Raw genomic sequence first — 13,157 nt, 5'->3', positions numbered from 1 at the left:
TTTTAAAAAATTGTATGAAATTGAACTATAAAGAAATAATGACACTTGGAGCCCTAAAAAATGCGGGATACCAATCTAAAAACATCAAAGATGAGCTTAGGGACAACCTAATACTTAAAATTAAAAACAAGGAACAAACCTTTATGGGGGTTTGGGGTTATGAAAATTCGGTGATTCCAGAATTGGAACGGGCCATACTTTCCAGACATAACATTAACCTGTTAGGACTAAGGGGACAGGCTAAAACTAGGCTGGCAAGATTAATGGTCAATCTTTTGGATGAATATATTCCTATTGTAGAAGGATCGGAAATCAATGATGATCCTTTAAAACCAATGTCTAGGTATGCCATGGAACTCATTAAGGAAAAAGGGGATAAAACCCCTATTTCATGGTTGCCGCGAGAAGAGCGTTTTTATGAAAAACTAGCCACCCCAGATGTAACTGTAGCGGATTTAATTGGAGATGTAGACCCTATAAAAGCGGCAAACCTCAAATTATCCTATGCAGATGACAGGGTGATCCATTTTGGGATGATCCCAAGAGCCAACCGATGTATTTTTGTAATCAATGAGCTGCCAGATTTGCAGGCGAGGATACAAGTGTCACTTTTTAACATATTACAGGAAGGGGATATACAGATTAGAGGATTTAAATTGCGATTACCCTTAGATCTACAATTTGTCTTTACTGCCAATCCTGAAGATTACACCAATAGGGGAAGCATTGTTACCCCCTTAAAAGATAGAATTGGATCACAAATTTTGACCCATTACCCCGAGGATATCAAAACCGCGAGGAAAATCACGGAACAGGAAGCTAAATTGGATGAAAGACAGACCAATGCTGTTTTTGTCCCTGATGTGGCCAAAGACCTATTAGAGCAAATAAGTTTTGAAGCCCGTGAAAGTGAATATGTAGATGCAAAAAGTGGGGTAAGTGCCAGAATGAGTATCACAGCCTTTGAGAACCTATTGAGCACCGCAGAGCGACGCGCATTAAAAAATGGTGAAGACAGCACCAGTATCCGTTTAAACGACTTTATGGGGGTAATTCCTTCAATAACTGGAAAAATAGAACTGGTATATGAAGGAGAGCAGGAAGGCGCAGGGGGAGTAGCTGCTATATTAGTGGAAGATGCCATAAAAACCCTGTTCCCTATGTATTTCCCTCAAATTGATAAATTGGAGCGAAAAGATGCCGTTGGACCCTACGATGAATTAATATCATGGTTTTTTGACGGAGATGGATTCGAAATATTGGATGATGCTACCAACAAGGAGTATCAAAAGGAGCTGGACAGTGTTCCGCCATTGAATCAATTGATAAAGGAATATCAACCAGAGGCTTCAAAAGAAGATAGTTACTTTTTAAAGGAATTACTTCTTTGGGGATTGGTGGCCCATAAGAAATTGAGCAAACACAGGTTTACGGAGGGGTATCAATTTAAAGATCTCTACGGAAGCTTTATTAGCGGACTATAATTAAAAAAGCCCTTTCTTTTAGAGAGGGCTTTTTGTTTGATAAAATTATTTCTATTGCCAAGAATCAATATTATCGTTCACATCCATAAATTTATATTCCCCTACCAATACCTTACGGTGCTTAAAGGAAACCAGCGTCATAAAAATCAATAGGGAGTATAAGGTAACGATCAACGATCCAATTGGAATAAACGTTTTTGGGATTATTGAAGCATCATAATCACTATAACTGGAAAGGATATAGAGCGTATCGAAAATTTGAAATACGTAGATGAAAAGGATCACATATAAGAGATATTCCAGGTTCCTCATTTGTGGATCTGGATATTCATTTTCCCGAACTTTGAACCATATTACATAGAGGTAGACAAAATGGACTATGGACAATAGAGGAAAAATATAATTGTCAAATTTAAAAAAGTAGAACTTATTGGTGTAAAGTCCATAAAAGTTAAGAACAATAAGTGTTACCAATGTTACTATTGACAATAGCTTAATCATTCCCCATGGAAGGATGCGTAGTAGTGTATTCATTAAAGTAGGTTTCGAGGTGCTTGGGGAACCTCAGTTGCTTAAAATAAAACGGAGTTCAATTTTATTTATTTCAAACATTTCGATGAAGTGCAGCCATTGTTGGGAACGCCTAAAAAAGTGTTGTGTAATTGGATTTGATCCTTGAAATGAAGTTTTGATTTTGTTGAGAAAAGCCTAAAAAGTGTAGTGAAAGGACAAACATATAATTAGAGGTTAATAGTCTAGTGTCAAATTAGTATTTTTGGAGGGCCAAGGTTTATATTAAACTTACCATTACAGCATCAAAATAGGCCCATGCAGAAGGAACGCTATTATTACTTGATTGAATTACAATTCTTGGGATTCCGATATAGTGGATGGCAGAAGCAGCCGGGCCAGAAGACTATTGAGAGCATGCTCCTCAAAACCTTAAAGTTTATATTGCCTGAAAGAAAATTCAAAATCTTGGGGGCAGGACGTACCGATGCGAAGGTTTCCGCACTACATGCCGCCTTTGAACTATTTTTAGATGATGCTCCGCTGAACGACTTAATGGTATTTAAAGCGCTATTCAATAGAAATTTACCCCCAGATATTAGAATTACATCTATTTTGTCTGTCGATAAGGACTTTAATGTTATTCAACATAGTAAGGAAAAGGAATACGTCTATTTATTTTCATACGGCCAAAAAAACCATCCCTTTAGTGCTCCCTTTATTGCCAACATACAGGATGATCTGGATTTGGGACTGATGACCAAAGCCACCAGTTTGTTTGTGGGGAGCCATGATTTCCGGAACTACACGACAAGGCATCAGGAAAACACCAATTCCAAACGAAGAATAAAAAGCTGTTTAATACAAGAGAACACGATCTTAAAGGCCAATTTTTTCCCCGAAAAAAGCTATGCCCTTCATATAGTATCAGAAGGTTTTATGCGCTATCAGGTACGCATGATCATGGGTGCCTTAATTTTATTGGGAAAGGGGGAGCTCAGCCTAAATGATATAGAAGAATCCCTAAAACCAGATACTGCTTTTCTTTTGTCCTACGTTGCACCAGGTTCTGGTTTATTGTTGAATAGATTGGACTTTCAATAAATATTTTAGATACATATCCCTATCTTTAAATCTTAAAATTCCTAGCATGTCCAAAAAGAAGCCTAACCATAAAGTAACCCAAAGAAAACAGCCAAGAGCGAATAAAAAAATAGGAAAGGCGCCAGGTACGGTAACCTATCTAGGGTTTAGGGAAGGTCAAAAAAGTAAAGTGATCATCATAGATTATGATGACAGTGCATTTCAAGTGCACCAAACGGATGATGTTGAAAAAATTCTAGATTTTAAGAATACTCCCTCTACTTCTTGGATCAATGTAGTAGGATTAAGTGATGAGGCCTACATAGAAACCCTTGGTAAGGCGTTTGAGTTGAACCCTTTGATAATAGAAGATGCGGTAAATACAAGTCAAAGACCAAAAATTGATGAATACGAAGATTACCTTTTTTGTGTCTTAAAAATGATTTATCTGGATGCCAACAATGAATTGGTCAGTGAACATGTCGCCTTTGTTTTAATGGAAAAAACTGTGATTGTATTCCAAGAACTTCAAGAGGATGTTTTTAATGGTCTCAGAGAACGTATCCAAACTAAATCGGGTCGCATAAGGAGTAGGGGGGCAGACTATTTGTTTTTCGCTCTTTTGGACGCCATTATAGATAATTATTTTGTTGTTTTGGAGAACATCAATGCCAAAATAGAGCTATTGGAGGAAGAGGTTTATGATAATCCAAAACCAGAAACGGCCCGTAAGATCCAAGATCTAAAAAAAGAGGTGTTAAGGGTGCGTAGGAGGATTTTTCCTGTCAAAGAACTGATCAATAGGCTTATAGATACTGAAAATCCCTTGATTACAAAGGACACCAAATTATTCTTAAAAGATTTAATGGATCACTGTCTTGAAATCAATGAAAGTCTGCAGATTTATCGGGAAATGTCCATGAGCTTATTGGAAATGTACATGAGTAATGTCAGCAATAAGATGAACGAGGTCATGAAAGTACTTACCATCATGGCATCTATTTTTATTCCATTGACCTTTATTGCTGGAATCTATGGGATGAACTTTTCCTATATGCCAGAATTACAATGGAAATATGGCTATTTCGTGGTTTGGGGAGTTATGTTAACCCTTTTTATAGCTATGTTAATATTCTTTAAAAAGAAGCGCTGGCTTTAACAGACCATTTTGTTAAAACTTCCTAAATACCGTTAAAGGCCGTTAAACGTCTTGACAACACCTTGAATACCCACTATATTCGTGATGTTGGATATAATGAATAAAATTCTTTTTTAGGGCATTCGCCCAATCCGCCAATATTCTATTGGCAAACAAAGACTTCCTGTCCAATTTAAAATCACATTTTTTAATCACAAAATTTATATTGAATATGAACTATTTAAATATTAATGAAGAAAAACTTTTGCCTGTTGTTATTGAACTCAATACACTTTTGGCAGATTACCACATGTACTATCAAAAATTAAGGAACTTCCATTGGAACATCTTGGGAAACAACTTTTTTGACCTCCACGAAAAATTTGAGGAGCTATATACAGATGCTAGAGTAAAGGTAGACGAAATCGCCGAACGTATTTTAACACTGCGATATCACCCTATGAGTAATTACAGCGAATATTTAAAAGCTTCTTCTATTGAAGAAAGTACAATTTCGTTAGCTGATAATGAAATGGTCGAAGAAATTTTAAAAGCACACCGATTATTGCTCATGCAAATGTCAAAAGTGGTTGATAAGGCCAATTCCATAGGGGATGAAGGTACAATAGACATGATTGGGGGCTATATTGGCAACCTTGAAAAAACAAGCTGGATGTTGGATGCTTGGAATAAAAACAAAACCGATAAATTGAAAGATGCCACGGTGAACTAGTCTTAGGCTATATTTTAATTTCATCCATCTAAAGCATTAGTATCAATAATAACCAGGTGTAAATCACTTGGAGAGAATTATAACTTAAAACAAAACATATGAAATCTATAAAAATATTATTAAGTACTCTTATATTATTTTCTGCAGCTACCGTGCTTGCACAGGAAAACAGTGACATGACCTCAGAGACTACGGAAAAAACTTATTCGGTTTACAATGGTGGTGAATTGATAAAAAATTCAGTAAAAATCAATACCATGGTATCTCGCGATGTTATGACCCAAAAGGAAGACAAGAACAAAATTAATCAAGACCGTGTATTCCAAAAAAAGAATGTAATGAAAACGGTAAAGATTGATAATGATAGTGACAATTCTTATGATGAAATTATTAAGTTCAGCTACAGAGCAGACGATAAATCCGATTTTATGTTGGTCACCAATGACGATGAAATCATGGTAGCCATAGACAACGGGGACAATTTAGAGATTGTAAAGAGCGAGAGTATTTACAAGAACAAGCTGAAAAACAATAAAGAGGCCTATGTCATTACCGATGACAAAGGAAATGAAATAAATCTGTTCATTGAAGAATATAAGTCAATGAAATAGAATCATTTAGAATAACCAACTTAAATACTAGTTTTAATGATGTGGCGCTGGACCTTCATATTTATATTGATGGCACTTATTACGGCAATTCTTGGATTTGGAGGATTGGCGGGTGCTGCTCAGGGAATAGCAAAAATACTTTTCATTATCATTATACTGGTTTTTCTACTCACCCTCATAAGAGGGTTGTTCAGGAAATAAAAACAGAGCGTTGTAAAGCGCTCTTTTTTTATTCGAATAAGTCAGAGGATAAATAGCGATCGCCCCTATCACAAATAATGGAAACAATAACTCCCTTTTCTAAGGTTTTGGCTAATTCCAAAGCGGCTACTGTAGCCCCGCCACTGCTCATGCCGGAGAACACTCCTTCTTCCTTGGCCAATCTTTTGGCCATTACTATGGCTGCTTCTTCGGTCACCTCAATAATCTGATCGACCTTACTTCTATCAAAAATTTTGGGTAAATACTCTTCCGGCCATTTTCGTATCCCGGGTATTTTGGCATCGTCCGCAGGTTGCACCCCTACAATCTGTATGTTGGGATTCTTTTCTTTTAAAAAAGTAGAGGTTCCCATAATGGTACCTGTGGTTCCCATGGAGGATACAAAATGTGTTACTTTTCCTTCGGTGTCCCTCCAAATTTCTGGACCTGTACTTTTATAATGTGCCTTCCAGTTATCGTCATTACCAAATTGGTTCAACATGATGTAACCATGGTTGGCCACTTTCTCCTCGGCATAATCACGTGCTCCTTCAATACCAATATCTGCAGGGGTCAAGGTCACTTTTGCTCCATATGCCCTCATGGTCTGAACCCGTTCTTTTGTTGAATTTTCGGGCATGACCAACTCGATGTCCAAACCATAGATGCCTGCTATCATGGCCAATGCAATTCCGGTATTTCCGCTAGTGGCTTCAATTAGTTTAGAGGTTTTGTCAATATCGCCTCTTTCCAGACCACTTTGGATCATATTAAGTGCCGCCCGGTCTTTTACACTGCCTCCGGGATTATGTCCTTCCATTTTAAAAAACAATCGGACATTTGGATTTTGGTTCAACACCCTTGATTCTACCAAAGGGGTATTTCCAATTAGATCTATTACGCTATGACCCATTGGTGATGGTTTTTATTTTAATCTCTGGTTTATGGTACACCGTTGAGTTTGGAGGAATCGATGACGTGATCCATGCGTTACCGCCTACAATACTATTTTCACCAATAACGGTTTTCCCGCCTAAAATAGTGGCATTGGCATAAATGGTCACATTATTTTCTATGGTAGGGTGTCTTTTGGTATTCTGTAGATTTTTGGCAACATATAGCCCACCTAAAGTGACCCCTTGGTAGATTTTAACATTGTTCATGATTATGGCCGTCTCACCTATAACCACCCCAGTTGCATGGTCTATAAAAAAGGAATCCCCAATCTTGGCTCCGGGATTGATATCGACCCCTGTTTGCCTATGGGCATATTCTGTCATTAGGCGGGGAACCATAGGAAACCCTTCTTCATATAATTCATGGGCCAATCGGTAAATGGCGATGGCATAAAAACCAGGATAGGCCATATACACCTCTTCTATGGATAGGGAGGCGGGATCACAGTTCACAATGGCCTCTGCATCCAAATTTAGTTTTTCCAAAATAGTGGGTATTTTGGCCATATAATTGTTCCATACTTTTTTGCAAGGGGTTTCCAAATGCCAACAGGCTAAACTCACCAACTCGTCAAACTCCTTTTCCAAAATGTCTAAATTTTCTTCTACCGGCGTTTCAATATCGAAAAGCATGAAAAAAAGTCGATCTGTGAAACTCTCTACATTATGTTTCAACCGGTATCTTAAATTGGGTTGTTTTTTATGTTGTATTATTTTCTTTATGATTGATTCTTTATCCATATGATGATACAGTAAGTTCAAAATTAACCATTATTTCAAACGATAGCATTGAAAATGTTTAACTTTAAGGTAAAATTATTAAGCCTTTAGGTCGTATGCAGAGCACATTGATTACGAAAGATATCTTCGATTTTTTAAAAGCATTGGAAAAAAATAATAACAGGGAGTGGTTTACAGAGCATAAATCACAGTTTAAGGCATTGGAATCCAAGGTTAAGGATTTTTGCAAAAGTGTATTGCAGGCCTTGGAGGAACACGATGAAATAGAAAAACTAAAAATGTTCCGCATCTATCGCGATGTCCGGTTTTCAAAGGACAAAACACCCTATAAGGGTCATTTTGCATGTTCTTATTCAAGATTGGGGGCGTCATTGCGCGGTGGGTATTATATCCGGTTAAAACCGGGTGAAAGCTTCATAGCAGTAGGTTTTTGGGAGCCAAATAAAGATGATCTACTAAGAATCAGAAAGGAGCTTGAAACGGATTCATCAGATTTTAGAGAAATACTCAATGAACCTACGTTTAAAAAAGTCTGGGGCGACCTGCAAGGGGAGGAGCTAAAAACAGCTCCAAAAGGATTCGATAAGGAAGATCCCAATATAGATCTTATCCGTAAAAAGCAGTTTATTTTTGTAAAGCACTTTTCAGACCAAGAGGTATTTGCTCCTGATTTTAGGAATACCATCAATGAGTCATTTAAGGCTATTAGGCCTTATTTTGATCTTATAAGCGAAATCCTCACCACCAATTTGAACGGAGAGACCCTATTGGGCTAAAACCGCCAATTCAAGCAACTGTATTTGATCTTTGAGTCGTTCTATGGCCATATTCATCATTCTTTTGTTCAAGGCCGAAGAATTTTGGATATAGGTTTCGTATTCCTCAACAGTAAATTGACCTATGATCAGGCCCTTTAAGGAATTTCTGAATTTAATATCCTTTTGAACAGCATTTTCAATGTATTCCATGCGTTTCTGAAGGGTAAGCTCATAGAACCTGTTCTTGTGTTTCCCAATATAATTTTTGAAAACAGCTATGATCAAAAAGTTCTGTAATTTGATTATGGGGCGCAGTGTTTGGTTTTGAAACCGTTCATCGGGGCTCATATCACTTGTAATTCTGGCGGAAGGAATCTCTGGACGAAGGCTCAAGAGATTAGTGGATCTACTATTCATCTCACGGAGTTTTTATAAAGATAGCTATTAGCAAAGCATTTAATTTATTTATACCAATTAGTTTTTAACGGGGTTATGAACAAAAAAAAACCATTGACGCATAAGTCAATGGCTTTTAGGTATTGTTTTAATTTATTTATTTGCTCTCCACAAAATCCTCAAAACTTTTTAATTGCAGGCTTTCATAAGCCTTGGATTTCTTTTTCAGTTTATTAAAGTCTGTTTTCGCAGTAGTGAATCGTTCAGAGATAACTTTTAGGTTGTCCAATTCTGATGCAGTAGGCTTGTCATAATTACTTGCCAATTTGCTGTACAGGTCGGTCATTTTCTCCCTAAGCTGTGGTTCCGCCGATCCAACATAATTGTCCCCGGTTGTAACGACCAAGGTTTTTTTCAGGTCATTCAGTTTGGAATTCAACTTGGTATTCCCATTAGTTTTAGTTTGCTCCATAAGTGCGTCTACTTCATAAACCAGATAGGCCAACTCTTCTGCCATATTGTAAAGCTTCATGATGGTCTCATTTTTGAGTTTGCGATCACTTGGAGAAAGGGGGGACCTTTCGTCATAAACAAGCTCAAAGGTATGTTCAAAGGTATCCTTTCCTTTGTTCATGACAACCTTATAGGTGCCAGCCGGAACTTTAGGTGCTGTAAAGCCGCCAAAACTGAATGTTTTTCCCTTGGCCACTTTAGGTACGTTCCTGGTGTAGCCCCAATTCACTATATTAATTCCTTTGGATTTACCTGGTCCAAGTTCCATGATTTTGTTCCCTTCCATATCCTGTACTTCCATCGACATTTTACCAAAGGTGTGTCTCTTTTTTAAGTAGTACTTAATTTGAACGTCCTTGGTCTTGTTCTGACCCACAAATTGGGTTTCATTACCAAATCCGCTGGAAAACCCTCCTTGCTCATCAATTACGGTTGGCTTGTTCGCGAAAAAATGCACATTTTTATCCATGACCTCAGGGGTAAGATCCCTTAAGGGGGAGATATCGTCAATGATGATGATGCCCCTACCGTGAGTCCCCATTACAAGGTCGCTCGTTTTTTTCTGGAGATCAATGAAATGTACAGCCACTGAAGGCATATTGTTTGTGAATTTATACCAATTGTTTCCGCCATCCATAGTGATGTATAGTCCAAACTCCGTACCCAAAAATAATAGGTCAGGATTTACATAGTCCTCTTGGATGTTTCTAACAAAGCCTTCAACTTCCGGGGTAATGATATTGGTCCACGTTTTACCAAAATCAGTGGTTTTATAGGCATATGGTTTCATATCACCAGTTGTATGACCTTCAAAAACAGCATATGCAGTCCCTTTATCAAAGGAACTTGCTTCTATATGGTAGCACCAGGTATTCTTAGGTAAACCAATAATATTATCTACCGTATTGGTCCAGGTTTTTCCTCCATCTTGGGTAACTTGTACATTTCCGTCGTCCGTACCCACCCAAATGACCTTTTCATCCTTTGGGGATTCTGCAATCGTAAAGATGGTGGTGTGGTTTTCTGCCCCTGAATTATCCTTGGATAATCCGCCTGAATCTTCCTGATTTTGCTTTTTTGGGTCATTGGTGGTAAGGTCTGGGGAGATGATCTGCCACGTATCTCCCATATCCTCCGATTTATGAAGGTATTGGCTCCCCATGTAAAAACGATCAGGTTGGTGCTCGCTAACTGCCATTGGGGCATTCCAATTAAATCTCAATTTTGGAGTTTCCTTTGTAGGCAGTGGCTGAATGGTCTTGGTAAGGTTTTTTTCCACATCATAGCGCCACACATTTTCAGCTCCTTGCATTTCGGAGTAAATGATTTTTTTTGTCGGATGTTTTAAGACCCTAAAACCATCTCCGTAACCAACAGAATTCCAATCCCTGGCTTCCACGCCTCCTGGGGAACTGGATGGACCATACCATGATCCATTGTCCTGTAAGCCTCCGTAGACGTTGTATGGTTCCTCATTATCTACACTAACATGATAAAACTGTGAAAGTGGTAGGTTTTCCACAATTTCCATGGTATTACCACCATTCCAAGAACGGTAAACGCCACCATCCGTACCCACATAAAGGATATCGGAATCTTTGATACCAAATGCAAAATCATGGATATCACTGTGCATATTTCCAAGGTTTTTAAAGGTTTTACCCCCATCTCTGGAAATGGAGCCACTTAAGCCTCCTTTGACCACAACATTTTCATCTTTTGGATCAACTACAATTCTAGAAAAATAAAAAGGTCTAACCGTTATTCCGAAATCATTGTTTAACTGTTTCCACGATTCTCCTGCATCATCACTTCGATACAATCCTTTCTTTTCGTCTTTCTCTGCTTCTATTACCGTGTAAAGGATATTTGGCTTTGAGGGTGCTACTGCTATTCCCAAACGGCCTAAATTCCCTTCAGGAAAACCATTGTGTATTTTATTCCAAGTTGCCCCCCCGTCCACAGACTTATAAAGCGCGCTGTTACTGCCTCCCGACTCAAAGGACCAACCTGTTCGTCTAAATTCCCACATGGAGGCGTAAAGGGTATTAGGATTTGATGTGTCCATGGCTAAATCTGCACATCCCGTCTTGGCATTGACATACAATAGCTTTTCCCAAGTTGCTCCTGCGTCTGTGGACTTATAAACACCCCTTTCCTCACTGTCGCTCCATAAGGCACCCAAAACACCCACATAGATTTCCTTGGAGTTTTTAGGATTAACAATAATACTTGTAATTCGTTCAGAAGCGTCAAAACCAATTTTATCCCAATTGGTTCCTCCATCAACTGATTTATAAAGTCCGTCTCCTACAGAAACGCTATTCCTTGTCCAAGTTTCACCGGTTCCCACATAAATTGTATTGTCCGGATCATTGGGATCCAGGGTAACAGTACCAATGGATTGACAATATTCATCAAAAATAGGATTAAAAGTCGTCCCGGCATCGTTGGATTTCCAAACCCCGCCACCTGCCGTACCCGCATAGATGATGCGACTATTGGTGGGGTGTACTTCCATATCATTTATACGTCCGCTCATAAGAGCAGGACCGATATGCCTTGCGGTCATGTCACCAAAAATTTCTTTACCATTATTGGTTTTTGTTTCCTGGGCAAGTCCAACAAAAGGAAGGAGGATTGCGCCAACTAAAAGTTTATATATTATTTTTTTCATTTGGATTTAGCTTTAAACAAAAAAGACCCTTTAAAAAGAGTCTTTTTATGATGTTATTAGATTATTTGTCCTCTTTTATTTCATCGGGAAAAGCAAAAGCTCCATCTTCTACAGTAGGATTAAGAACAATACTCTCAATGGTCAATGGACTTCCAGGTTGTCCTTTAACGCCCTGTGTCATTGAGAATGGAAAGTATATACCATCCACTTCTTGGTAGTCACTCATGGTTACCTCTGAAGTCATTCCTTTACCTGGGCCAGATTTAACTTCAGACTGCACTGCTATGGGTACAAAATTTTCGGAATCAAAAAAGTAAAAGGAAACATCTTCTTCTTGTTTGCCATCAACCATAATTGGTTCCTTTACCAATTTAATTTTATATGTTTCCGCACCGTCTATGGTTTCCTTCCCCATTAATTCAACGGTATATCCTTTTTCTTTGTAATTAATAAATGAATCAGGAAAATCATTGGAATTTAATTTAAAGTTAGCGGTAGCTTCGGCATCACTTTTTTCCGCCTTCATGGTCATGAAGTTATGACTCCAAAGGGTGTTGCCATCAAATACGCCTTGTTTGATTTCCTTACCTTGAAAATTGATAACGGTCATTTGTCTTCCATCATTCAATTGCAAAATTTCCAGAGGTATCTCCATACCACCTTGACTAACTTTGGCGGTCATCTTTACGCCTTTTATACTCTTCATTTTTTCCAAACCGCCAATATTCTCAAAATAATTGGCTAGTATATCGTCAGCTGTTTGGGCCTGTAGCGGTGCCAAAAAAGAAATAAGCAAGGCAGCTAAACTGATTTTTAATGTCTTCATTTCCATTTAGATTTTAAGTTATAGTCTAATTAGTAGTCATTTGGAAGAATTGTTACACTTTTCAAGGTGAAATTCATAATTTTTTAACAGACTAGTGCTATATTGAATAAAATGATCCTAAGTGTTTAATACGCTACTTGTACCTCTAACTTCATTTTGGAATGAAACCACAATCAAAAAGTACATATACCCATCCATTCAAAAAGTGGCATATCAATCTAAAAACACTCGATGAAGCAAAAGTTGTAAGAAACAAAAATCTAACGCCAGCTACTATGGTCCAATGGGGGTAAAATTAGTTTTTAAGAAGAATCCAGATGTTTATATAGTGCATCTTTCCACTTAGATTAACGTTCTGTTGAGGAACAATCCTAGACTGTTTAATGGAAGCCCAATGATATTGGGATATAATAGAAAATGATAATACCATGGGATCGAGGGGTTTAACAAGAAAAATGTTGTGTATAAAATGATAATTTCAACAGTATGTTTTTGCCAATAACCATTTATCAAAGGCATTAAAATTCCAA

13 protein-coding genes are annotated in these 13,157 nt (G+C 37.9%); 7 read left to right on the top strand and 6 right to left on the bottom strand.

What is annotated here, in order from left to right:
- The first annotated feature begins 14 nt into the window (after window positions 1–14).
- The gene (locus tag SB49_RS04400; RefSeq protein ID WP_062054223.1) at window positions 15–1,484 is read left to right on the top strand and encodes a hypothetical protein; all 1,470 of its coding nucleotides are present in this window, start codon (window positions 15–17) and stop codon (window positions 1,482–1,484) included.
- 51 nt (window positions 1,485–1,535) lie between these two features.
- Here the strand turns inward: SB49_RS04400 and SB49_RS04395 are convergent, their stop codons facing one another.
- Window positions 1,536–2,018, bottom strand: a complete 483-nt coding sequence (locus SB49_RS04395; protein ID WP_062054221.1) for a hypothetical protein — start codon at window positions 2,016–2,018, stop codon at window positions 1,536–1,538.
- A gap of 294 nt (window positions 2,019–2,312) precedes the next feature.
- Here SB49_RS04395 and truA point away from each other — a divergent pair, with 294 nt between their 5' ends.
- From truA to SB49_RS15865, 5 genes are all read left to right on the top strand, one after another.
- The gene (gene truA, locus SB49_RS04390) at window positions 2,313–3,098 is read left to right on the top strand and encodes a tRNA pseudouridine(38-40) synthase TruA (RefSeq protein WP_062054219.1); all 786 of its coding nucleotides are present in this window, start codon (window positions 2,313–2,315) and stop codon (window positions 3,096–3,098) included.
- Between the two features lie 46 nt (window positions 3,099–3,144).
- Entirely contained in the window at window positions 3,145–4,236 is a 1,092-nt protein-coding gene (corA, locus tag SB49_RS04385; protein ID WP_062054217.1) for a magnesium/cobalt transporter CorA, read from the top strand.
- A gap of 211 nt (window positions 4,237–4,447) precedes the next feature.
- Entirely contained in the window at window positions 4,448–4,948 is a 501-nt protein-coding gene (locus SB49_RS04380; RefSeq protein ID WP_062054216.1) for a Dps family protein, read from the top strand.
- A 98-nt stretch (window positions 4,949–5,046) separates the two neighbouring features.
- Window positions 5,047–5,559, top strand: coding sequence for a hypothetical protein (locus SB49_RS04375; RefSeq protein ID WP_062054214.1), 513 nt, complete (start codon window positions 5,047–5,049; stop codon window positions 5,557–5,559).
- Window positions 5,560–5,628: 69 nt separating this feature from the next.
- Window positions 5,629–5,760 (top strand): DUF1328 family protein, encoded by a 132-nt coding sequence (locus SB49_RS15865; RefSeq protein ID WP_335337891.1) that lies wholly within the window; start codon window positions 5,629–5,631, stop codon window positions 5,758–5,760.
- Between the two features lie 28 nt (window positions 5,761–5,788).
- On the opposite strand, the gene cysM is transcribed toward SB49_RS15865, so the two are convergent.
- Window positions 5,789–6,673 carry a cysteine synthase CysM gene (cysM, locus tag SB49_RS04370; RefSeq protein WP_062054212.1) on the bottom strand — a complete coding sequence of 295 codons (885 nt, stop codon included), beginning with the start codon at window positions 6,671–6,673 and terminating at the stop codon, window positions 5,789–5,791.
- Window positions 6,663–7,457 carry a serine O-acetyltransferase EpsC gene (gene epsC, locus SB49_RS04365; protein WP_062054210.1) on the bottom strand — a complete coding sequence of 265 codons (795 nt, stop codon included), beginning with the start codon at window positions 7,455–7,457 and terminating at the stop codon, window positions 6,663–6,665. Before epsC ends, cysM begins: the two co-directional genes overlap by 11 nt.
- Before the next feature lie 95 nt (window positions 7,458–7,552).
- Here epsC and SB49_RS04360 point away from each other — a divergent pair, with 95 nt between their 5' ends.
- On the top strand, window positions 7,553–8,233 hold the full coding sequence (locus SB49_RS04360; protein WP_062054208.1) for a DUF2461 domain-containing protein: 681 nt from the start codon (window positions 7,553–7,555) through the stop codon (window positions 8,231–8,233).
- On the opposite strand, the gene SB49_RS04355 is transcribed toward SB49_RS04360, so the two are convergent.
- The 3 genes from SB49_RS04355 to SB49_RS04345 all read right to left on the bottom strand — a co-directional run bounded on the left by SB49_RS04355 (window position 8,222) and on the right by SB49_RS04345 (window position 12,627).
- Complete coding sequence (locus tag SB49_RS04355; protein ID WP_062054207.1) at window positions 8,222–8,632, bottom strand: hypothetical protein; 411 nt, start codon at window positions 8,630–8,632, stop codon at window positions 8,222–8,224. The two genes, SB49_RS04360 and SB49_RS04355, sit on opposite strands and share 12 nt — an antisense overlap.
- A gap of 136 nt (window positions 8,633–8,768) precedes the next feature.
- Complete coding sequence (locus SB49_RS04350; protein WP_062054205.1) at window positions 8,769–11,801, bottom strand: WD40/YVTN/BNR-like repeat-containing protein; 3,033 nt, start codon at window positions 11,799–11,801, stop codon at window positions 8,769–8,771.
- Window positions 11,802–11,862: 61 nt separating this feature from the next.
- A complete protein-coding gene (locus SB49_RS04345) occupies window positions 11,863–12,627 on the bottom strand; it encodes a hypothetical protein (RefSeq protein WP_062058853.1) in 765 nt (254 codons plus the stop codon).
- Window positions 12,628–13,157: the final 530 nt, after the last annotated feature.

This window comes from Sediminicola sp. YIK13, assembly GCF_001430825.1.
GTDB lineage: Bacteria > Bacteroidota > Bacteroidia > Flavobacteriales > Flavobacteriaceae > Sediminicola.
The sequence above is the reverse complement of the archived record's forward strand: the minus strand, read 5'-3'. Positions and strand labels throughout refer to the sequence as shown.

Bases quoted from the DNA above. Each gene is read 5' to 3' on its own strand.
- SB49_RS04395 (WP_062054221.1), bottom strand. From the start codon at position 2,018: ATGAATACACTACTACGCATCCTTCCATGGGGAATGATTAAGCTATTG.
- epsC (WP_062054210.1), bottom strand. From the start codon at position 7,457: ATGGATAAAGAATCAATCATAAAGAAAATAATACAACATAAAAAACAA.
- SB49_RS04345 (WP_062058853.1), bottom strand. From the start codon at position 12,627: ATGAAGACATTAAAAATCAGTTTAGCTGCCTTGCTTATTTCTTTTTTG.
- SB49_RS04400 (WP_062054223.1), top strand. From the start codon at position 15: ATGAAATTGAACTATAAAGAAATAATGACACTTGGAGCCCTAAAAAAT.
- SB49_RS04355 (WP_062054207.1), bottom strand. From the start codon at position 8,632: ATGAATAGTAGATCCACTAATCTCTTGAGCCTTCGTCCAGAGATTCCT.
- SB49_RS04360 (WP_062054208.1), top strand. From the start codon at position 7,553: ATGCAGAGCACATTGATTACGAAAGATATCTTCGATTTTTTAAAAGCA.
- SB49_RS04380 (WP_062054216.1), top strand. From the start codon at position 4,448: ATGAACTATTTAAATATTAATGAAGAAAAACTTTTGCCTGTTGTTATT.
- SB49_RS15865 (WP_335337891.1), top strand. From the start codon at position 5,629: ATGGCACTTATTACGGCAATTCTTGGATTTGGAGGATTGGCGGGTGCT.
- corA (WP_062054217.1), top strand. From the start codon at position 3,145: ATGTCCAAAAAGAAGCCTAACCATAAAGTAACCCAAAGAAAACAGCCA.
- truA (WP_062054219.1), top strand. From the start codon at position 2,313: ATGCAGAAGGAACGCTATTATTACTTGATTGAATTACAATTCTTGGGA.
- cysM (WP_062054212.1), bottom strand. From the start codon at position 6,673: ATGGGTCATAGCGTAATAGATCTAATTGGAAATACCCCTTTGGTAGAA.
- SB49_RS04350 (WP_062054205.1), bottom strand. From the start codon at position 11,801: ATGAAAAAAATAATATATAAACTTTTAGTTGGCGCAATCCTCCTTCCT.
- SB49_RS04375 (WP_062054214.1), top strand. From the start codon at position 5,047: ATGAAATCTATAAAAATATTATTAAGTACTCTTATATTATTTTCTGCA.